This window comes from Phaeobacter sp. CC-HEC084 (assembly GCF_059429255.1).
Genome location: NZ_JCAIJQ010000009.1, coordinates 813,767 through 835,259, shown reverse-complemented (window position 1 = coordinate 835,259; position 21,493 = coordinate 813,767). Strand labels below are relative to the sequence as shown.

Here is a 21,493-nt window from a genome sequence, read left to right as displayed (position 1 = left end):
CTAGATATGCTGAAAAACGATCAACTGGACCAATGGGACCGCGACAACTTCTTTCACCCCTCGACCCATCTGGCGCAGCACGCACGCGGCGAAAGCCCGAACCGGGTGATCAAGACCGCCAGCGGCGTGCATATCGAAGACCGCGACGGCACCAAGCTGCTGGACGCCTTTGCAGGCCTTTACTGCGTGAACGTGGGCTATGGCCGTCAGGAAATCGCCGAAGCCATCGCAGATCAGGCCCGCGAACTGGCCTATTACCACTCTTATGTCGGGCATGGCACCGAGGCGTCGATCACCCTGTCCAAGATGATCCTGGACCGGGCGCCTTCGAATATGTCCAAGGTCTATTTCGGCCTCGGCGGCTCGGACGCCAATGAAACCAACGTCAAGCTGATCTGGTATTACAACAACATTCTGGGCCGGCCCGAGAAGAAGAAGATCATCTCGCGCTGGCGGGGGTATCATGGTTCGGGGCTGGTCACCGGTTCGTTGACGGGTCTTGAGCTGTTCCACAAGAAATTCGACCTGCCGTTGGCACAGGTGGTTCACACCGATGCGCCCTATTATTTCCGCCGCGAGGATCAGAACCAGACCGAGGAGCAGTTCGTCGCCCATTGCGTCGCCGAGCTTGAGGCGCTGATCGCGCGCGAAGGCGCAGACACCATCGCCGCCTTCATCGGGGAGCCGGTTCTGGGCACCGGTGGCATCGTGCCGCCCCCGGCCGGATACTGGGAAGCGATCCAAGGAGTGCTGAAAAAGCACGACATCCTGCTGGTCGTGGATGAGGTCGTCACCGGGTTTGGCCGTCTCGGCACCATGTTCGGCAGCGATCACTACGGGCTGGAAGCGGATATCATCACCATCGCCAAGGGCCTGACCTCGGCCTATGCGCCGCTGTCCGGTTCGATCGTATCCGACAAGGTCTGGAAGGTGCTGGAGCAGGGTACCGATGAGAACGGCCCCATCGGCCACGGCTGGACCTATTCGGCGCACCCCATCGGTGCTGCGGCGGGCGTTGCCAACCTCAAGCTGATCGATGACCTGAATCTGGTTGAAAACGCAGGCAGCGTTGGCGCCTACCTGAACCAGTCGATGAAGGACGCGCTGGGCGATCATGCCCATGTCGGCGACATCCGCGGCGAAGGCATGCTCTGTGCGGTGGAATTCGTGAAGGATCGGGATAGCCGCACCTTCTTTGACGCGGCTGACAAGATCGGTCCGCAGATCTCGGCCAAGCTGCTGGAGCAGGACCGGGTGATTGCCCGCGCCATGCCGCAGGGTGATATCCTGGGCTTTGCGCCGCCCTTCTGCCTGACACGTGAAGAGGCCGACACCGTGGTTGCGGCAACCGCGCGGGCCGTGAAAGCGGTTCTGGGCTAATACCTTGGGCTGAGGTCCGGATACGCCTCGGGCGGGGCGCTCCCGCCCGGATCGGATCCCCTGCGGGAGGATCCTCTCCCGTTGGGCCCGGCAAAAAGAAAGGCGTCGCGCAATTTGCGCGGCGCCTTTCTTTTTGTTGCAGCCGCTGCGCGTTATCGCCCGGCTGAGGGCGCTTTGGATGCGGCCTTTCCAAAAAAAATTGAGCTGCAGAACCAGTCAAATAATTGAATTGTATTAATATTTTAAAGTGCGGCTATCGCACCCGGCAGGCCCCCGGCATTTTCCTTGACCAAAGGTAAGTCCTTGATGGAACATTCTTTTATTAACGGGAGGAAAATTCATGAAACTGACTTCGACGCTGACCGGCGCCGCGCTGGCGCTGTGCACTGCACTGCCCGCATTTGCTGCGGATGTGACTGCACGTATCTCTTTGCAGCTGCCGCTCAAAAGCCACCTTGGCCAGAACCTCTTGATGTTCAAGGAAGAGGTCGAAAAGACCTCGAACGGTGACATCGCGGTGGAGATTTACGACTCCGCGCAGCTTTACAAGGACAAGGAAGTGCCTGCCGCTGTCGGCTCTGGCGCCATCGAGATGGGCGTGGCCTCCTTGACGCGCTATGTCGGGGATATTCCGGCGGTGGATGTCTTCTATATGCCGTTCCTGTTCAACTCAGAGGAAAAGGTGCGCAAGGCCGTTGCGCCGGACAGCCCGGTGCGCGGACCCATCGATGCGGCCATCGCCGATACCGGGGCCACGGTTCTGTGGTGGCAGGCCTATGGCGGCGCCATCATGCTGTCCCAGGACGGTCCGGTGAAAACGCCTGCTGATATGGAAGGCAAGAAGGCCCGCGTCTTTGGCAAGACGCTGGGTGATTTCGTCACTGCGACCGGCGGTGCACCGACGCTGATTTCCGGCTCCGAGCAGTATCTGGCCTATCAGCGCGGCACCGTTGATATCGGAATGACGGGTGTTTCGGGCGTGAAATCCCGCAAACTTTGGGAGGTCATGGACACTATCACCGTCACCAACCACGCCGATATCGAATTCATCGTCGTGGCCAACACCGACTGGTGGAATGGTCTGTCGGCTGAGCATCAGAAAATCATGGCCGATGCCGCCCGCAAGGCTGAAATCGCGGTACGGGACGAGATGTCCGCGATCGAGGCTGCCGCCTATGCCGAGGCAGAAAAGGCTGGGATGACGGTGTACCAGCCGACCGACGCAGAGATCGCCGCCTGGAAAGAGGCTGCCGCGCCCGTCTATGACGGCTTCCGTGCCAAGGCCGGTGATCTGGGCGCAGAAATCCTGTCTGCTGCCGAGAAGTTCTGAGCCTGACAGTCACGGACCGGCGCCGCATCCGGGGCCGGTCCATCTTATTCTTCGGGAAATTCCATGCACGTTTTTGCCAGGTTCGTGACCGCGCTGGCCCTTGTGGCGGCGGTCCTCTTTGTTCTTGCGGGGGTCATGCTGACCTATGAGGTTATGGCCCGCTATTTCTTTGTCCGCCCCACCATCTGGGCGGCGGAGCTGAGCCAGTTCTGCCTGATCTGGGGATCGCTGATCGCGGCGCCCTGGTGCCTGCGCGAACGGCGCCATATCCGCATCACGGCGGTGATCTCCGGATTGCCACGTGGTCCCCGGATCGGCGCGGATGTTTTTGCCATGGCGGTGGTGGCGGTGTTCTCCGCTGTCGTGCTGGTCTACGGATATGAGATTTTCCACGACAGTTTCATGCGCGGGCGCACCACCGGCACCATGCTGGATATGCCCATGTGGTACGTCGAACTGTCGCTGCCCTTCGGCTTTGCGGTGCTGCTGCTGCAATCCGTGATCGAGGTCTGGCGCGCGGCGCAGGGGCATATCGCGGCTGAAGGAGAGCATGAATAATGACGGTTTTCCTGATCCTTTTCGCCCTGTTCGCGCTGCTGCTTGTTGGCGTGCCGGTTGCCTTTGCCCTTGGTGGGCTCGGGCTGTCGATGCTGATCCTTGGCGGGTTTTCTCCGCTGATGGCGCCGCAGGCGATCCTCTCCACTCTGGATGGCTTCATTCTGCTGGCGGTGCCGCTGTTCCTGTTGATGTCCAATGTGCTGCTGAAAGGTGGCGTTGGGCGTGATCTATATGCCGCCGTACAGGCCTGGGTCGGCCACTGGCCTGGTGGGCTTGCCGTGGCGACGGTGATTTCCTGCGGGTTGTTCGCCGCGATCTCCGGCTCTTCGGTGGCGACGGCCGCTACCATTGGCACCGTTGCCATCCCGGAAATGATCAACCGCGGCTACGAGCGGCGCTTTGTCTACGGGTTGTTGGCCGCTGGCGGCACACTGGGAATCCTGATCCCGCCGTCGATCCCGATGATCATCTACGGTTTCGTCACCGAGGAATCGGTGATTGCCCTGTTCCTGGCCGGTGTCGGCCCCGGTCTGGCGCTGCTGGTGCTGTTTGCGGGCTATTCGATGATCTATGCCTCGATGAAGGGCATGGGCCGCAGTGAAAAGGCGACCGGCGCCGAACGCCGCCGCGCCACCCTGCGGGCGCTGCCGTCGATTGCGCTGGCCACCGTGGTTGTGGCGGGCATCTATTCCGGCGCCTTTACTCCGACCGAGGCCGCGGCCATCGGATTTGCCTTTGCCGTGGTCATCACCGCGCTGGTCCTGCGTACGCTGACCTGGAAAGCCTTCTGGGAGGCGGCGGTGGACAGCATGGCGACCACGGTCGCGATCCTGCTGATCATCGCGGGTGCCAAGGTGTTCGGAAAGGCGATCACCCTGTATCGCATCCCGCAGGAAATCAGCGCCTTCATCTCGGACGCGGTGTCCAGCCCGGTGATGTTCGTGCTGCTGGTGGCCGGTATCCTCGTGGTGATGGGGCTGGTACTGGAGGCGCTGTCGATGGTGCTGATCATGACCCCGGTGCTGCTGCCTGCTGCCATGGGGCTGGGCTTTGATCCGATCTGGTTCGGCGTCTTCATGGTGGTGATGGTCGAGGCCGCCCTGATCACGCCGCCGGTGGGGCTGAACCTTTACGTGATCCAGGCCGTGGCACGCGCCACACTTGGCGATGTGGCGCGTGGGGCGATCCCCTTCCTGCTTCTGATGTTCTTCTGTGTGGTGCTGCTCTATCTGGTGCCCGACCTTGCCCTTTATATTCCCTTCAAATTGTGAGTGACATGACGACACCTGCTGACCGCCTGCGCGCCCTTCTTGCGCAGCCCCGCCTTCACACCATGCCCTGCGCCTATGACGCGCTGTCGGCCAAGCTGATCGAACAGGCCGGGTTCGACCTGACCTTCATGACCGGGTTTGGCGCCTCGGCCTCGCGGATCGGGGCGCCGGATCTGGGCCTGATGAGCTATGGCGAAGTGCTGGATCAGGCCCGCAATATCGCCGGGGCGATCTCTGTGCCGCTGATTGCCGACGGGGACACCGGCTATGGTAATGCGATGAACGTGCGCCGCACGGTGCAGGGGATGGCCAATGCGGGTTGCGCTGCGGTGATGATCGAGGATCAACTGGCGCCGAAACGCTGCGGCCATACGCCGGGCAAGGCGGTGGTGGGCCGCGAGGAAGCCTTTGACCGCATCCGCGCCGCCGTGGATGCACGTGAGGAAGGTCAGGATATCCTGATCCTTGCGCGCACCGATGCCCGTCATGATCACGGGCTGAATGAGGCGCTGACCCGCGCGCAGAAGTTCCGTGAGCTGGGCGCCGATATCATCTTTGTCGAGGCGCCCCGGTCCGAGGCGGAGATGCGCGAGGTCTGCGCGGCAACGGACGCACCCAATATGGCCAATATCGTCGAAGGCGGTGAAACCCCCGACCTGCCGCCCGAGGCGCTGGAGGAGATCGGGTATCGTATCGCAGCCTATCCGTTGTCGCTGATGGCCTCGGCGATGCAGGCAATGATGCAGACGCTGGCCGAGATGAAAGAGGGTCAGCCACGTAGCAACCTGATGGATTTCATGGAGCTGCGTCGCCGGATCGGATTTGACGACTACTACGAAGCCTCCGAGCGCTATGCGACATCGGCCCGCCCGGTGATCGGCGCGCGCGAAGGTAGTTAAGCCAGGATCCGCGCAATCATGGTTTACGCACAGTAAACGTGGACAGGATGCCCCTTCCTGCGCTCACCTTGGAACAGGATGCAGCCTTGGGAGGGGAGCGATGCAGTTCGACTATGTGATTGTGGGGGGCGGTTCAGCAGGGTCAACTCTGGCCTCGAGGCTCAGCGAGGATCCGAACACCAGCGTCTGCCTGCTGGAGGCAGGCGGGCGCGGTGACAGCATTCTGGTACGCGCACCGGCGGCGGTGGTTGCCATGCTGCCGGGTCGTCCCAAGATCAACAACTGGGCGTTTGAGACCGTGCCGCAGCCGGGCCTGAACGGGCGCAAGGGATACCAGCCGCGCGGCAAGGCGCTGGGCGGCTCCAGTGCGATCAACGCCATGCTATATGTGCGCGGTCATGCGGGTGACTATGATGAATGGGCAGGGCTGGGCTGTGATGGCTGGGGCTGGAGTGACGTGCTGCCCTATTTCCAGCGCGCCGAAAACAACGAAGCTGGCAGCGATGCGGTGCATGGCGGTGACGGCCCCCTGCAGGTCAGTCACCAGAAATCCCCGCGCCCCATCACTCGCGCCTTTGTCGAGGCGGGCAAGGCGCTGCAGATCCGCGAGACGGCGGATTTCAATACTGGAGATAATGAAGGCATCGGCCTTTATCAGGTGACGCAGTTCCACGCGGCGGAGAAGAATGGCGAGCGTTGCTCGGCCGCGGCAGCCTATCTGCACCCGGTGATGGATCGCGCGAACCTGACGGTGATCACCGGCGCCCACGCCACCAAGGTGCTGTTTCAGGGTAAGCGCGCCACCGGCGTTGCGTACCGGAAGGGCGGGCAGGATCTGACGGTCAACGCCGGGCGCGAGGTGATCCTATGTGGCGGAGCATTCAATTCACCGCAACTGCTGCAGCTGTCGGGGGTGGGGCGCGCTGAGGATATCACGCCGCATGGGATTGGTATGGTGCACGAGTTGCCCGGCGTCGGGCAGAACCTGCAGGATCATCTCGATTTCACCCTCGCCTACAAAAGCAAGGACCGGGACAATTTCGGGATCTCTTTGCCGGGCAGTGTCAACTTGCTGAAACACATCAACGACTGGCGCAAGACGGGCAAGGGGATGCTGGCGACTCCCTTTGCCGAAGGGGCGGCGTTCCTGAAGACCGATCCGACGCTGGAGCGCGCCGATGTGCAGCTGCATTTCGTCATTTCCATCGTCGATGACCACGCCCGCAAGCTGCATCTGGGGCATGGCTTCAGCTGCCATATCTGCGTGCTGCGGCCCAAATCGCGTGGCTCGGTCGGGCTGACCTCGGGCGATCCGATGGCGCCGCCGCGGATCGATCCGCAGTTCCTGTCCGATCCCGAGGATCTGACCACCCTGATCAGGGGCGTGCGCAAGACCCGGCAGATCATGCAGACGCCGCCCTTGCAGGGCTACATCCATAAGGAGCTGTTCATCGAAGGTGAGCCGGATGACGCAGCGTTGGAGCAGCACATCCGGGCGCGGTCGGATACGATCTATCATCCGGTGGGTACCTGCAGGATGGGGCAGGACGAAATGGCGGTCGTCGATCCGGAATTGAAAGTGCGCGGCATGGAGGGCCTGCGCGTTGTGGATGCATCGGTCATGCCGCGGCTGATCGGGGGCAACACCAACGCACCGACCATCATGATCGCAGAAAAAGCCGCGGATCTGATCCGCAACCGGGCGGCTCTGGCCGCCGAGTGAATTTTGGAGGAGCAAGGCAAAATGCTTGGCAAGATGATGCACAAACCGCTGACGATCAGCTCGTTGATCGAACACGCGGGCCGGTACCACGGCAACACCACCGTGACTTCGGTCGAAACCTCGGGCGAGGTCGTGCATTCCAACTGGGGTGAGATCGAGGCGAATGCCCGCAAACTGTCCGCCGCGCTGAAGCGTCTTGGCATCAAGGCAGGAGAGCGCTGCGGCACCATCGCCTGGAACAACCGCCGCCATCTGGAAATCTATTTCGGTGTCTCCGGTGGCGGGATGATCTGCCACACGATCAACCCGCGCCTGAAGCCGGAACAGCTGATTTACATTATCAACCACGCAGAGGATCAGGTGCTGTTCATTGACGCCACCTTTGTGCCTGCGGTGGGCAAGCTGAAAGAGCACCTGAAAACGCTGAAACACATCGTGCTGATGGGTCCGCGGGATGAGGCGGCCGCCGAGGCCGTGCCAGGCATCCTGTTCTACGACGAACTGCTGGCCGCCGAAGGCGATGACAACAGTTGGCCCGACCTTGATGAAAACACGCCGTCGAGCCTGTGCTATACCTCTGGCACCACCGGCAACCCCAAGGGGGTGCAATATACCCATCGCACCACAGTGCTGCACTCCATGGGCGGCAACCAGCCGGACGGGCTGGCGATCTCGGCGCGCGATACGGTGATGGCAGTGGTGCCGATGTTCCACGTCAACGCCTGGGGTGTTCCCTATATTGCGGCGGCTGTCGGCGCCAAACTGGTTCTGCCGGGGCCGCATCTTGATGGAGAAAGCCTGGTCAAGTTGATCGATGGCGAGCGGGTCACCCTTGCGCTGGGCGTGCCGACCATCTGGATGGGGCTGTTGCAGGCGCTGGAGAAGACCGGCAGCAAGGCCGAAAGCCTGAAGCGTACCGTTGTGGGCGGCTCGGCCCTGCCGACGGTCATGATCCCGACCTTCCGCGACAAATACGGAGTGGAGTTGATCCATGCCTGGGGCATGACCGAAACCAGCCCGCTGGGTACGCTCAACAACCTTCTGCAGAAACACGACGACCTGAGCGTCGAGGAAAAGGGCAAGATCCGCGAAGGGCAGGGGCGTCCGCCCTATGGTGTCGAACTGCGCATCGTGGACGAGGCGGGCAAACGCCTGCCCGAGGATGGCGAGACCCAGGGCGAGTTGCAGATCCGTGGTCACTGGATCATCGATACCTACTTTGGCCATGACACCAGCGCGCTGACCATGGATGGCTGGTTCGATACCGGCGATGTCGCCACCATCGATGCCGATGGCTATATGATCATCCGCGACCGGTCCAAGGACATCATCAAGTCGGGCGGTGAGTGGATTTCGACGGTGGAGCTGGAAGACATCGCCATGTCCCACCCCAAGATCGCTCAGGCGGCTGCCATCGCGGCTCGGCACCCCAAGTGGGATGAACGTCCGGTGGTGATTGCGGTGCGTTCCGACGAAAGTCTGACCGAAGAAGAGCTGTTGGCGCATTACGAAGGCAAGGTTGCAAGCTGGCAGATTCCGGACCGCGTGGTCTTTACCGATGATCTGCCGCTGGGCGGCACCGGCAAAGTGCTCAAGAACAAGCTGCGCGAATCATTCGGCGACATCCTTTTGGACGCTTGAAACGCCCTTCTGATCCCGCCCTTTTTGTGGCGGGGTCAGACCTCCGCCACACCTTCGCCACAAAGCTGCCACATCGTTGACTTGAGGTTGTCTCGGTTCACCCCTGAAAACCACATTTATGCCCTTAAATCATTTGTTTGGATGTCTTAATAGCAGCCAATTTTAGCTGTTAAGATCTGATTAACACACTGCCTGATACCCCGATTGTGGGTGAAAAAAAGTGGTGGTTGAAATGAGCGCTCAAAGCAATGTAGCTCCGATAATTATCAAGAAGAAAAAATCAGGTGGTGGCGATGGTCATCACGGCGGTGCATGGAAGGTGGCCTACGCCGACTTCGTGACCGCGATGATGGCATTCTTCCTTCTGATGTGGCTCCTGAATGCGACCACTGAAAAGCAGCGCAAAGGTCTGGCTGACTATTTCTCGCCGTCCATTCCGCTCAGCCGGGTCTCCGGTGGCGGCAACGGCGCGTTCAGCGGGGACAGCATGTTCACCGAGGACGTCAAACCGCAAAGCGGCATTGGCGCGACGGACGAACACCCGACAAATGCGCGGCAGGCTCAAGGCGCGACCGGGTTGATGGATGCAAGCGAGCAGTCCGCCCAAGAGGAGGTTTTCCGGGTCGTCGAAGAGGAACTGAAAGGGCTTGGCGGTGAAAGCATGGTCTCGACCGACCTGGCGCGCCATATCGTGACACGGGTCACCGACGAAGGTCTGATCATCGAATTGTTCGAAACCGAAGATGCAGCGCTGTTTGAAGATGGTACAGCAGAACCGACGCCCTTGTTCCGTGATCTGGTGCGCATGGTGGCCCGGGTCAGCGGTACGGTGGCCAACGGTATCGCCATTGGCGGGCACATCCGGTCCCAGCCTGTGGTCCTTGCCAAGAACCCGGTGTGGGAGTTGTCGCACGCCCGCGCTGATGCGGCCCGCCAGCTACTCGAATCGGGTGGTCTGAAATCTAGCCGAATCCATCGGATCACGGGATATGCCGACCGTACTCTGGCCGTTGAAAACCCCATGCGGGTTCGCAACAACCGCGTCGAAATCACCCTTTTGCGCAAGTAAAACATGACAATTAACCACCACCGGGCGGCGACAGATAGATTGGATTTTATCTGTTAGCCGCCCGTTAAGTGCTCGTGCGCTAGCTATTGCATCAAGAATTTGAAGCAGCAGAAAGGCGTGCTATGACCATTTCTTCGTCGCTATATGCGGGTGTATCCGGGCTCGGCGCGAATGCCAGCCGACTGGCCTCCATCTCCGATAACATCGCGAACTCCTCTACCGCTGGCTACAAGCGCGTCCAGACGGATTTCCATTCGATCGTGGCGGGGTCCTCTGGCGGTGCCTATAGTGCGGGCGGTGTGCGGACCACCAATGTGCGTCTGATTGATCAACGCGGTCCCCTGGTGACGACAGATAATCCGACAGACCTGGCAGTGCGCGACGGCGGTGGCTTCCTGCCTGTGACGACCCTTTCGGAAATTGCAGCAGGTAATGGCGCGCCGTCGATGCGGCTGACCACTGCGGGATCCTTCAGCATGAATTCCGATGGCTATCTCGCAACGGAATCGGGGCTGGCACTGCTTGGATGGCCGACAGATGCTGCCGGGAACACCTTGGCCGGCGCTGTGGACTCGAGCGATGGTCTGGAGCCGATATATCTGAATAAGAACCAGCTGGTCGGCGAGCCGACAACCAAAATGCAGATTGGTGCCAACCTGCCTGCGACAGCGACGGAGGCTGGCGCAACCTCAGGGGTTGAATCCCTGTCGATCGAGTATTTCGACAACCTTGGATCCTCGGAAAATCTGGATATCGAGTTCACTCCGACGGTGCCCGCGACCGGTAAATCCAACCAATGGACGATGACCATCAAAGATACCGCCAGCGGCGGCGCGGTTGTGGGTGAATATACTCTGGAATTTGACGACAGTCGCACCGATGGCGGCAATCTGGCTTCGGTAACTGATGTGAGCGGTGGTGCGTATGATGCTGCGACCGGTAGTGTTATCGTTACTGTCGATGGCGGCCCGATCGAAATCAATATCGGCCTGATCGGTGAAAATGATGGTTTCACCCAGGTTTCCGATACCTTTGCACCCGCGACCATCACCAAGGATGGTGCGACTGCGGGCAACCTGCTTGGGGTTGATGTAGACACGTCGGGCTTTGTGCGGGCCAATTATAGCACTGGCGCAAGCCGCATCCTCTACAAGATCCCGCTGGTCGATATGCCTAACCCCAATGGGATGGTGTCGCTGGACTATCAGACCTTCCTCCCGTCAGCAGATAGCGGTGCGTTCTTCCTGTGGAATGCGGGCGATGGACCCACCGGTGAAATTGCTGGCTTCACGCGTGAGGAATCTTCGACCGATGTGGCGGGTGAGCTGACCAACATGATCCAGACGCAGCGGGCCTATTCCTCGAACGCGAAGGTTATCCAGACCGTCGACGAGATGCTTCAGGAAACCACCAACATCAAGCGTTAACGCGCTGATGCGCAATGACCCCGGCTTAGAAAGAGCAGGCTGATCATGTCTATCACAAGTGCAATTAACTCCGCGATGAGCGGATTGAATGCTGCGTCACGATCTTCACAGATCGTGTCCGAGAACCTCGCCAACGCGCTGACCCCGGGTTACACGCGGCGGACACTGGATCTGAATGCGAATGCCTACTCTCCGGGGGTGAGAATCGGTGCGGTCCAGCGCATGGTCGATCCGGGGGTGGTCTCTGCGCGCCGCGATTCTGAGGCTGAATATGCCGTGGCTGAGGTCAACGCGACTTTTTACGCGCGGATGAGCAGCCTTGTCGGCAGCGTTGACGATGAATCTTCGATCGCATCGCAGATGGCCAACTTCGACGGCAGTCTGGTCGAGACGTTGTCTCGGCCCGACTCCACGCCGCGTTTGAACGATCTGGCGGTGAAGGCGGACCTTCTGGTCCGCTCGATCACCGACGCGGCTGACGGGCTCCGCGATATGCGGGTTCAGGCCGATACCTCGATCGGTATTCAGGTCGACAAGGTGAATTCCACCCTGAAGGAGCTTGAAAAGCTGAATGCCCGCGTTGTCGTGGCCAAAGCTGCGGGGGCCGACACCACGACATTGCTTGACCAACGCAGCATGCTGGTTGATGAAATCAACGCGATCATCCCGGTCAATGTTATCAACCGGGATGGTGGCAGGATCGCGCTCTATTCCTCCGGTGGCACTGCGCTCTTGGAGGGTAAAGCTTCTGAGCTCAGCTTCTCTCCCAAAAGTGACATGCTGCCTCATATGACCCAGGACAACGGGCTGTTGTCAGGGCTTGAGGTGAATGGCAAACCGATCAGCACAAGCGCAAACGGCCCCATCCGAGGCGGCACACTGGTTGCTCAGTTCCAGGTCCGTGACGTGCTGGCCGTGAAGGCGCAGGACGATCTTGATGCCTATGCCCGCGATCTGATCGAACGGTTCCAGGACCCGGCACTCGATTCCACGATCGGTGCCACGGATGCAGGTATCTTCACTGATGGTGGCAACTTCTTCGATAGCGCCGACACGGTTGGGGTTTCCGGCCGACTGGAGCTGAATGATCTGGTTGCCATGGATGGTCAGGCGGAAACCTGGCGTTTCCGGGACGGGCTTTACGCAGCCACGCAGGGTGATCCCGGTGACGGTAGTCTGATCAATGGCTACGCAGAGGCCCTGAAGGAAAACCGTTCTCTGAGTTCGACAGGTCTTGGCAGTGTCAGTGGCGATGCCTCGACGCTGAGTTCCGTCTTGCTGTCCCGGTTTGCCCGCGACGACAACAGCGCGTCGAACACGCTGACCTTTGCGGCAGCCAGCTATACCGAAATGGCCCAGACCGAGGCGAGCTTTGGTGTCGATACCGATGCCGAGCTGCAGAACCTGATGCTGTATGAAAAAGCCTATGGTGCAAATGCCAAGGTGTTGTCCGTCGTGGATGGCCTGCTGGAAACTATTCTGGGGATCTGATCAATGATTATTAAGTCCTATGGCGACATGGCGCAGCATATGTTCTTGCGTAACCGCAACGCCGAGCTGAAGCAGGATATCGAAAGGCTGGGGCAAGAGCTTGCCAGCGGGAAACTCTCCGATATTACCGCCAGACTGGGTGGTGATTTCACGTATCTTTCCGATATCGAAACCAACCTGACCCGCCTGGAAAGCCATGTGATTGCCACCAACGAGGCAAAGCTTTTTGCAACGGGCATGCAGGGCAGCCTGGAACTCATTCAATCTTCGGCTCAGACCATGCGTGACAATTTGCTGGGCCTGACGCCAACGCTTAAGCCTGACGATGCAGAGCGTTTCGGTGCGGAAGGACGGATCCAGCTAGATAATGCCATCAGCAAGCTGAATTCCTGGGCTGGTGGCCGCAGCCTGTTTGCCGGCACCGCCACCTCTACCTCGCCGCTGAATGATGCAGGTACGCTGATGACCGAACTGGTGTCCGAGGTTTCGGGGCTGACAAGCGCAACGGACATCGTGCAGGCGGTAAAGGATTGGTTCGCCGATCCGATGGGGTTTGACGATGCCATGTATGTGGGCTCCACCAAGGATCTGTCACCGGTCGAGGTCGCCGATGGGGAAACCGTATCGCTTGCGCTGCGCGCCGATGATCCTGCTTTGAAGCACCCGCTGCAAAGCTTTGCCATCGCGGCTCTGGTCAACGAAAGCGCGCTGGGTTTGAGCGACACCACCAAGGTTGAGCTTGCCAAGATGACTGGGACAGAACTGCTCAACAGCACCGAACAGCTCATCGATAAACAGGCTAGCATCGGCTTTATTGAAGGGCAGTTGGAGCGCGTGAGTACACGCAACACCGCGACCGAAACCAGTCTGAGCATCGCCAAAAACAACCTGATCAACGCGGACCCCTATGAAACGCATACACGCCTAGAAGAAGCTCAGCTGCAGCTGGAAAGCCTCTACTCGGTGACCTCGCGTAGTTCCCAACTGTCGCTGCTGAGGTACATGTAATGTTGAAATTTCTACGTCTCCTCATCGCCTGTCTGCTTCTGCCTGCGATGGCTCAGGCCAGCGCGATCCGGCTGAAGGATCTGGTGGAATTTGATGGGGTGCGCGGCAATGATCTGGTTGGTTACGGCCTGGTTGTGGGGCTGGATGGCACCGGTGATGGTCTGCGCAATTCGCCTTTCACCGAAGAAATCATGTCGAACATTCTGGAGCGCCTCGGCGTCAACGTGACGGGCGAACAATTCCGTCCGAAGAACGTGGCTGCGGTGTTTGTGACGGCAACTCTGCCACCGTTTGCGCGGGTTGGCGGCAACGTCGATGTGACGGTTTCGGCCATTGGCGACTCCAAAAGCCTGATGGGCGGCACCCTGATCATGACGCCGCTAAACGCGGCCGACGGTCAGATCTATGCCGTGGCCCAGGGGACCATCCTGGCCGGTGGCACCGTCGCCGAGGGGGAGGCCGCCAGTGTGACGCAGGGCGTGCCGACCGCTGGTGTGATCCCGGCAGGTGGCCGGGTTGAGCGGGAGATCGACTTCGATCTGTCCTCTCTTTCGTCGATGCGCCTGGCGCTGCGTGAACCGGATTTCACCACCGCAGGCCGGATCGAACGGGCCATTAACGCTGAATTCGGCCGCAGCGTGGCCCTGATGCGGGACTCTGGCACGGTTGAGGTGGATATCCAGCGTACCCGTGCGCGATCCACGGCCCATGCGGTCGGTCGGATCGAAAACATCCTTGTCGAGCCGCAGCGCAAGGCGCGTGTTGTCATTGATCAGGCTTCCGGCACCATTGTAATGGGCAGCGACGTGCGGATTTCGCGGGTGGCCGTGGCCCAGGGTAACCTGACCCTCCGGATAGAAGAAGCACCGCTTGTGGTACAGCCCAACCCGTTCGGAAATGGCGAATCGGTTGTCGTACCGCGCACCGGTGCCGCCATCGAAGAGGAAGAGGGCATCCAACTGGCCGAAGTTCCGGAGAGCACGTCTCTGTCCGAGGTCGTTGCCGGGCTCAATGCGCTGGGTGTCTCTCCACGGGACATGATCGATATCCTGAAAAGCCTGAAAGCGGCGGGAGCTTTGCACGCGGAATTCGTTGTGCGCTGAAGCCAGCCAAAGCACATTACAAAAGCCCGGATCGCTTGCGCGGTCCGGGCTTTTCTTTGGCCATGTCTGCAAAGCGCGTTTTTCGGCTTTGAGCCCTTATTCGACCGATGCTGCATGACGTTCGAAGGTCGGGTATTTATCAAGAGGTGCGTTTCAGCGCTGCACGTTGTCTGCAAAACTTCTCCAAAAATAAATTGAAACAGTTGACTAAGAATTCGCCCAGTTACCATGTTGGCAACCTGAGTGGGCAGGAGTTTGATTTGGGAGTTGTTCGCATATTTTTCTTGCTCGCTATAGCCGCAGCGGCCTGGACGATCAGTAATCGCGTCAATGATGAACGGAAACAAACGGAGTATATTGCGTTCTTGGCTTCGGACGCCCACGTAATAGTTGGCAAGCGTACTATACGAATTCCATATATAGCGCTCCCTGGTTATACAGCATCGAAGCAAAGTTTTAGCTTGGACCGCTCTGGGGACCGCGAGCGGTCCAAAGCTCGCCTGGAAGCCTTTCGAGAGGCAGCAGATCGTCGCGAAACCGCCCCGGAACTCGACAAGCTGGAAATCCGTGTGCGAGCTTTTGGGTGGAATGATTTTAATCCATCATTTAGTAATATTTGTAGTCAACTGACGACGCACTGGGCAAAGTCAGTTTGCGACGATCCCTGGGCCCCTCTCACTCAAGCCCTGCCGCGCAACCGGTTTTATCTCAGTGACGCTGAGGTGCTGGCGGCATTTGACAATCACTGGACCGTCGGAAAAGAGCACGTCGGCGACCAACTTCGGGCGATGGAGATTCATCGAAAAACCGCTTCGATTGAATGCGATGGCACCGCCACTAATTCAGGAACAAGATTCTGCACGGCTGCGATGCGCATAGACAGCCGTCTAATCGCTGTCTGGACGGTCTGGAGCAGTCTCGAAGAAACGCCCTTACAAATGGCAGAAAGAGAAAGCCTGGCTATCCAAGCGTTCATCGAATACGCAATCTCTCCCAATGAAAACTTCAAAGCTTTATTATCGCGGGTCTGCGAACTCAGAGCTCCCGGAAGCGTTGATCATCCCAATCGCCCGAAGTCAGGTTGCAACTGAATAAAGAAAATCTCGATGCTCAATCAATATTCTGAGTGTCAGACCTGAACGGGACATTCCAAATCTAGGGAGCACGGCAGTTTCTCTAATCGGACGTCTTGGCCAAGGTCAATGTGGCGTGCCCAAGCAGCGTGCATCTACTGCTTCAGGACCAGTAGCCAAGTCGCAGCAAAAGCTGCCATCCGCCCGCGTCACTTCAACGGCAGCAACGTCCGCACAATAGACCTACATGTTTTGTAGACCCTGCTTCGTTGCTTGTGGCTGATGCACGTGGTGAGGAATGCACATCGTTTCGCAAGCAGATACGGAGCAGTTTCAAGGGAATTGAGAATTCGAGGATCTTTTCCAGAAACAAACTGAGCGCGTCACGGAACATAACATAAAAGCCCCCCGAACTGCTGTTCGGAGGGCTGAGATCTGTCTTGAATGTCTGCCGGTCCGGCTAGGATGGATAGTAACTGCGTACCAGGGCGGTTGCGATCAGGCTCCAGCCATCGGCGACCACGAAGAACGCCAGTTTGAACGGCAGGGAGACCACTGCGGGTGGCACCATCATCATACCCATAGACATCAGGATAGCGGCGACCACCAGGTCGATGACCAGGAAGGGGAGAAAGACCAGAAAGCCAATCTGAAATGCCCGCGCGATTTCCGACAGAAGAAAGCTGGAGACCAGAACAGACAGCGGCGCATCGGCTGTTGGATCGATCCCTTGGGTGGCTGGGCGCAGATCTGCGATGGCATAAAAGGTGTCCGGATCCAGCCGGTTTGCCATGAAGGCTCTGAAGGGTTCCAGCCCCCGGGTAATGCCGGTTTCGACGTCCACCTGTTCTTCGATCAACGGGCTGATCCCGTTCACCCAGGCTTCGTTGAATACAGGCTCCATCACGAAATAGGTCAGGAACAACGCCAGGCTGATCATCAGCATGTTTGGCGGCGCCTGCTGCAGGCCCATGCCCTGGCGCAGGATCGACAGCACCGTTACGAGGAACGGAAAGCAGGTAACCATGATCAAAAGGCCGGGCGCGAGGCTCAGCACGGTGATCAGCAGAATCAGCTGGATGGACCGCGCCGAAATCGACTGTCCATCCGCCAATGACAGGCTCAATTCTTGAGCAACGGCGGCCTGCGGCAGGGCCAGCGCCAGAAAAAGCGCCAGCGCCGCATAGGCGATAGGTTTGTGTGTCATCCCAGCCCGTTTTGCAGATCGGCAATTTCGGTCAGGCGCACAGCCAGCTGGCCAGCCTGATCGCCTTCCATTTCTTCCAGCTGACCGCGGGCGACCAGACGGTCCCCGACATAAAGGTCGACCGGATCCTCGACCCGTTTGTCCAGAGTCAGGATCGCGTTTTCGCCAAGGTTGACCAGATCGCGGATCAGTGGCCGGGCCTTGCCGACCGAAACAACCACTTCCACTGGAACCGATACGAAGGGGTTGCTTGCATCGGTGGCTTTCATATTGAGTTCGGCTGCATTATCCATACTGGCTGTCCTCTCTGACATGATAGGTAAAGGCGTCGATCGAACCATGAATAGATTCGAGCAGCGCGGAGCTGTTTAGTTCGCGTTCGGAGGCGCCGACACGCAGATAAGCCTGACCTTCGGCCAGGGTATCGTCTTCCTGAACTTTCACCGGAACCGAGATGTTTTCCGCAACAAGGGCACGAACCGCGTGGCTTTCGCTCGGCGACACCACGATCTGCATCGCCTGATCGGTCTGGAACCGGGCCATATCGGTCAGCTGATCTACGATGTGGTGACCAAAGGTGGCTGACATTGCGTCCGGCAGGACCGAACTGGTGAGTACCTTGAACATCGGGTCCAGCGATTCGATGAGCTGTGTCTGCGCCTCGTGGTAGGTAAAATTCAGGTCTTCAAGCGAACTGGCCAGCGTGGCCGAAATCCGTGTTGATTCCTGATCCTTTGCGCTGACGGCGTCTTCCCAACCGGCGCTGTATCCCTTTTCAAAGGACACAAGCCTTTGTTCTTCGACGACCTCCTCGGAAAGGCCGGGGTCGGGGACTTCGACGGCTGAACCGCCGCCGAAGTCTTCCAGAAGATGCGTGATACTCATCAAACTCGCTCCTCGTTCTCTTCCAGCCAGCCGCGCAGAATCTGGACGGTTTCTTCCTGACGTTCACCGATCATGGAGCGCAGCCTGTCGACGGGGTTTTCGCCACCACCACCCAGTGCGGGCAGTCCGCCCAGGTCGTCCAGGCCGCTACCCATGCCGGGCATATCGCCAAGTGGAGCGAAATCGCCGCCCATGTTGTCCTGGATTTCTCCGTCCAGGGCGAGATTCGCACCCATGTCCGGGTTCGACATGAAGTCGCCACCTCCGCCCAAGGCGGGCAGATCAGGCAATGCACCGCCGTCAGGTGCGCTCAGCGCGGCGACAGAGGATCCTTTGTTGGACAGAATCGGGCGGACAACGAACAGGCCAAGGATCAGGGTAACCAGTGCCAGGGCCCCCATCTGGATCAGCGACATGGCGTCGAAATACAGATTGTCCATGAAGGAGCTGGTGGCCACCGTGCCCTGCGGCTCGACAGAGGGAAGATCCATCGACTTCAGGGTAATCACATCACCGCGGTCCGCGTTAAATCCGACAGCGGCCGAAATCAGCTCGCGCAGGGCTTGCAGTTCTTCTTCGGGGCGCGGTTCGAAGACGGTTTCCCCGGCTTCGTTGGTCGCCATGCCACCGTTGACCAGCACCGCGACGGTGAGACGCTTGATGGCACCGGGGCCGCGCACGATCTCTTTTTCGGTTTCGGAGATTTCGTAGTTTACCCGTTCCCGCGTTGCGCTGGTGTTCGCCTTGGAACCCTGGCCCGATGCAGCATCCCCATCGGGAATATTCGAGGCGACGGTCACCTCTCCGGCCTGGTTCTGAGACGAATCGGCGCGTTCTTCCACATCGGTGCTGATCGCAACACGGCTTTCCGGGTCGACGCGCTTTTCGCGGATGGATTCGGTGTCGGTTACGGTCTCGACACTGACTTCAACCACTGCGTTGCCATGGCCGACTCGGGCCTCAACAAGGCGCATGACCCGATCGCGGATGGATTGCGACCTGTCATCGGAGCCTGCACCCGCTGCTGCTGCAGCCTCGGTGGATCCGATCAGGGCACCATTGGCATCGATGACGGCGACGTTTTCCACCGCAAGGCCGGTGACGGCCGAGGCAACCAGAAAGCGAATCGCGTTGGCCTGCGCCGGTGTAATGGGCGACCCCATCGGCACCACGGATACCGATGCGGTGGCATCTGCGGTCCGCTGGAAAGGATTCGTCCCAGTATTGGCAATATGGACTCGCGCTTGGGTGATATGCGGGCTGCCGACGATGGTCCGGGCCAACTCGCCTTCTTTTGCACGCCAGTAGGCGGCGTCGAACATCTGCGAAGTCGTTCCGAACCCGCTGAGCGAATCGAGCAGTTCGTAACCGCGCCCGCCATTTGCCGGAAGGCCCTCGCTTGCCAGGGTCATCCGAAGCTCGTCGCGTTTGTCCGAGGGCACATAAATAGAGCCGCCGCGGACTTCATATTGGATGTTGCGCTGCTCAAGCGAGCTCACCACATCTCCGGCCGTGCCGCTTTCCAGCCCGGCGTATAACAATTGCATTGTTGGCTTGGTTGCCAAATTGGACATCGCCAGGATGCTGAGAATCACGGCCAAAGTCGCGCCAATTGCGATCAGGCGCTTCCGCGTATCCAAACCTGCCCAGACATTCTTGATCTGCTGCACATTAACCTCCGTCGCACCGGCGTTCTGTCCGGCGTGCAACCTTTTTGAACGAACGGCCTTAACATTCGGTTAGTTCCTCACGGGTTATGAAGAGGAGCACGACGTTTTAGGGATAGCCATGACAGACGCTGTAGTAGATACAGAAGAACCAGCCAAAAAAAGCAAAATGCCCCTGATTATTGGGGTTGTGCTTGCGGTAGCTGGTGCGGGCGGCGGATTCTTCGCCGTTCAGTCAGGCCTTCTTCCTTTTGGTCACAAAGCAGCGCCCGAATCGGCGCATATGACCGAAGAGGCGCCAGAAGGCGTGGATAGTGGTGAGACGGCAGAGGATATTGCCAATCTCGCCTTCATCGAAATGGAACCGATTGTAATATCGCTGCAAAGTCCCAGCGGCATTCGGCATTTGCGGTTCCGTGCACAACTAGAGGTCGATCTGGCCCATCAGGCCGAGGTCGAAAAAGTCCTCCCACGAGTTGTCGATGTTCTGAACAGCTATCTACGCGCTTTGGAGGTTAAGGATCTTTCCGATCCGATGGCCCTGCCAAAACTGCGCGCACAGATGCTGCGGCGGATCAATATCGCGACCGGACAGGGTCGCGTGAGGGATCTGCTGATCATGGATTTCGTACTAAACTAGGAGGACAGGATGGACCTTATTGCTGATATCCTGCTTGCAGCCGGAGCTCTTGGAGCTGGTTTCTATTGTCTGGTGCTGTCGCGCCGGTTGAAACGGTTCAACGATCTAGAAAAAGGCGTCGGCGGTGCCGTCGCGGTTCTTTCGGCGCAGGTGGATGACCTGAACAAATCTCTCGTATCGGCCCAGAAGGTGTCGGATGGCTCCAGCAAGGCGTTGGAACAGCTCACCGGACGCGCAGAGACGGTTGCCCAGCGGCTGGAGCTGATGATGGCCTCAATGCATGACATGCCCGAAGCCGCAGTGCCCGAAGCGCCGCAGCCCACAGCCCAGGGTACCGAAGAGCACGATGCTCTGGCGGAAGCCTACGGATCGCAGGGTGAGCCGGAAAAACCGGCCGAGGATACGTCCAGCTCCTCCGGCCTGATGTTTGTCCGTCACGCTCGTGGTCAGAATCGGGTGGCGTGATGAGCGAGAAGAAAAAGAAATCAAAGAAGGGCGCTCGCGCAAAAAGCGGCACCCTGATGATGATTGCATTGCTGCTGATGGGATCAGCGATTCTTCGCCTCGGTCTCGACGCAGGTCCGGCGATTGCTCGTGAAGTTGCCAGCCTTCAAAAGGAAGGCAACGAAGATCACGCGGATAAGGGCGAGATGCGCAGCGAATCGATGCCGTCTTCGGCAGAGCTGCAGGCGATGCTGGCTGCGTTCAAGGAGCGCGAAGCGGCTCTTGCAGCCCGCGAGGCTGAAATCGAGGACCGTATGAAGGCGCTGGAGATCGCGGACCAGGCGATCGACACCAAACTGGCAGCGCTTCAGGATGCCGAGGAGAAGCTGAAATCCACTCTGGCCCTGGCCGATGGTGCGACCGAGGCGGATGTGGCCCGGCTGACCACCGTCTACGAACAGATGAAGCCGAAAGAATCTGCGGCACTGTTTGAAGAGATGGATCCGACTTTTGCGGCCGGATTTCTGGCGCGCATGCGTCCCGAGGCAGCAGCTGGCATCATGGCCGGTCTGAGCCCCGAAGCGGCCTATACGATCAGCGTTGTGCTGGCCGGAAGAAATGGCGCCGTACCGACGGAATAACTTGGCCCGGTCGAACTTGGCCCAGTTGATTAGTCT

20 protein-coding genes are annotated in these 21,493 nt (G+C 59.2%); 16 read left to right on the top strand and 4 right to left on the bottom strand.

What is annotated here, in order from left to right:
• Positions 1-6 precede the first annotated feature (6 nt).
• The 13 genes from AC5SSZ_RS21175 to AC5SSZ_RS21115 all read left to right on the top strand — a co-directional run bounded on the left by AC5SSZ_RS21175 (position 7) and on the right by AC5SSZ_RS21115 (position 15,991).
• Positions 7-1,380 (top strand): aspartate aminotransferase family protein, encoded by a 1,374-nt coding sequence (locus AC5SSZ_RS21175; RefSeq protein WP_495439915.1) that lies wholly within the window; start codon positions 7-9, stop codon positions 1,378-1,380.
• A 340-nt stretch (positions 1,381-1,720) separates the two neighbouring features.
• Positions 1,721-2,710, top strand: a complete 990-nt coding sequence (locus AC5SSZ_RS21170) for a TRAP transporter substrate-binding protein (RefSeq protein ID WP_274836083.1) — start codon at positions 1,721-1,723, stop codon at positions 2,708-2,710.
• A gap of 63 nt (positions 2,711-2,773) precedes the next feature.
• The gene (locus AC5SSZ_RS21165; RefSeq protein WP_274831695.1) at positions 2,774-3,268 is read left to right on the top strand and encodes a TRAP transporter small permease; all 495 of its coding nucleotides are present in this window, start codon (positions 2,774-2,776) and stop codon (positions 3,266-3,268) included.
• Complete coding sequence (locus AC5SSZ_RS21160; RefSeq protein ID WP_274829370.1) at positions 3,268-4,539, top strand: TRAP transporter large permease; 1,272 nt, start codon at positions 3,268-3,270, stop codon at positions 4,537-4,539. Before AC5SSZ_RS21165 ends, AC5SSZ_RS21160 begins: the two co-directional genes overlap by 1 nt.
• A 5-nt stretch (positions 4,540-4,544) precedes the next feature.
• Entirely contained in the window at positions 4,545-5,438 is an 894-nt protein-coding gene (locus AC5SSZ_RS21155) for an isocitrate lyase/PEP mutase family protein (RefSeq protein ID WP_274831693.1), read from the top strand.
• Positions 5,439-5,538: 100 nt separating this feature from the next.
• The gene (locus AC5SSZ_RS21150; protein WP_495439912.1) at positions 5,539-7,161 is read left to right on the top strand and encodes a GMC family oxidoreductase; all 1,623 of its coding nucleotides are present in this window, start codon (positions 5,539-5,541) and stop codon (positions 7,159-7,161) included.
• A gap of 21 nt (positions 7,162-7,182) precedes the next feature.
• Positions 7,183-8,802 (top strand): long-chain-fatty-acid--CoA ligase, encoded by a 1,620-nt coding sequence (locus AC5SSZ_RS21145; protein ID WP_274831691.1) that lies wholly within the window; start codon positions 7,183-7,185, stop codon positions 8,800-8,802.
• Positions 8,803-9,034: 232 nt separating this feature from the next.
• Complete coding sequence (locus AC5SSZ_RS21140) at positions 9,035-9,871, top strand: OmpA/MotB family protein (RefSeq protein ID WP_065272117.1); 837 nt, start codon at positions 9,035-9,037, stop codon at positions 9,869-9,871.
• A gap of 122 nt (positions 9,872-9,993) precedes the next feature.
• Positions 9,994-11,298 carry a flagellar hook protein FlgE gene (locus AC5SSZ_RS21135; RefSeq protein ID WP_065272118.1) on the top strand — a complete coding sequence of 435 codons (1,305 nt, stop codon included), beginning with the start codon at positions 9,994-9,996 and terminating at the stop codon, positions 11,296-11,298.
• A gap of 45 nt (positions 11,299-11,343) precedes the next feature.
• Positions 11,344-12,789: a flagellar hook-associated protein FlgK gene (flgK, locus tag AC5SSZ_RS21130; RefSeq protein ID WP_495439910.1), complete on the top strand. Its 1,446-nt coding sequence runs from the start codon at positions 11,344-11,346 to the stop codon at positions 12,787-12,789.
• 27 nt (positions 12,790-12,816) lie between these two features.
• The gene (locus AC5SSZ_RS21125) at positions 12,817-13,797 is read left to right on the top strand and encodes a flagellin (protein WP_237028361.1); all 981 of its coding nucleotides are present in this window, start codon (positions 12,817-12,819) and stop codon (positions 13,795-13,797) included.
• Complete coding sequence (locus AC5SSZ_RS21120; RefSeq protein ID WP_065272121.1) at positions 13,797-14,900, top strand: flagellar basal body P-ring protein FlgI; 1,104 nt, start codon at positions 13,797-13,799, stop codon at positions 14,898-14,900. Before AC5SSZ_RS21125 ends, AC5SSZ_RS21120 begins: the two co-directional genes overlap by 1 nt.
• A 107-nt stretch (positions 14,901-15,007) precedes the next feature.
• Positions 15,008-15,991, top strand: a complete 984-nt coding sequence (locus AC5SSZ_RS21115; RefSeq protein WP_495439907.1) for a hypothetical protein — start codon at positions 15,008-15,010, stop codon at positions 15,989-15,991.
• Between the two features lie 442 nt (positions 15,992-16,433).
• On the opposite strand, the gene fliP is transcribed toward AC5SSZ_RS21115, so the two are convergent.
• From fliP to fliF, 4 genes are read right to left on the bottom strand one after another with little or no spacing between them, the layout of a single operon-like run.
• Positions 16,434-17,180 carry a flagellar type III secretion system pore protein FliP gene (gene fliP, locus AC5SSZ_RS21110; RefSeq protein ID WP_065272122.1) on the bottom strand — a complete coding sequence of 249 codons (747 nt, stop codon included), beginning with the start codon at positions 17,178-17,180 and terminating at the stop codon, positions 16,434-16,436.
• Positions 17,177-17,473, bottom strand: a complete 297-nt coding sequence (locus AC5SSZ_RS21105; protein WP_065272123.1) for a FliM/FliN family flagellar motor switch protein — start codon at positions 17,471-17,473, stop codon at positions 17,177-17,179. The genes fliP and AC5SSZ_RS21105 overlap by 4 nt, the downstream gene beginning before the upstream one ends.
• Entirely contained in the window at positions 17,466-18,065 is a 600-nt protein-coding gene (locus AC5SSZ_RS21100) for an ABC transporter ATP-binding protein (protein ID WP_495439905.1), read from the bottom strand. Before AC5SSZ_RS21100 ends, AC5SSZ_RS21105 begins: the two co-directional genes overlap by 8 nt.
• A complete protein-coding gene (fliF, locus tag AC5SSZ_RS21095) occupies positions 18,065-19,735 on the bottom strand; it encodes a flagellar basal-body MS-ring/collar protein FliF (RefSeq protein WP_347509206.1) in 1,671 nt (556 codons plus the stop codon). The genes AC5SSZ_RS21100 and fliF overlap by 1 nt, the downstream gene beginning before the upstream one ends.
• Before the next feature lie 118 nt (positions 19,736-19,853).
• Here fliF and AC5SSZ_RS21090 point away from each other — a divergent pair, with 118 nt between their 5' ends.
• The 3 genes from AC5SSZ_RS21090 to AC5SSZ_RS21080 are packed head-to-tail and all read left to right on the top strand — an operon-like array spanning position 19,854 to position 21,457.
• Positions 19,854-20,372 (top strand): flagellar basal body-associated FliL family protein, encoded by a 519-nt coding sequence (locus AC5SSZ_RS21090; RefSeq protein WP_065272125.1) that lies wholly within the window; start codon positions 19,854-19,856, stop codon positions 20,370-20,372.
• Positions 20,373-20,381: 9 nt separating this feature from the next.
• On the top strand, positions 20,382-20,837 hold the full coding sequence (locus tag AC5SSZ_RS21085; RefSeq protein ID WP_274829376.1) for a hypothetical protein: 456 nt from the start codon (positions 20,382-20,384) through the stop codon (positions 20,835-20,837).
• Positions 20,837-21,457, top strand: a complete 621-nt coding sequence (locus AC5SSZ_RS21080; RefSeq protein WP_065272127.1) for a MotE family protein — start codon at positions 20,837-20,839, stop codon at positions 21,455-21,457. The genes AC5SSZ_RS21085 and AC5SSZ_RS21080 overlap by 1 nt, the downstream gene beginning before the upstream one ends.
• The last annotated feature ends 36 nt before the right edge of the window (positions 21,458-21,493 follow it).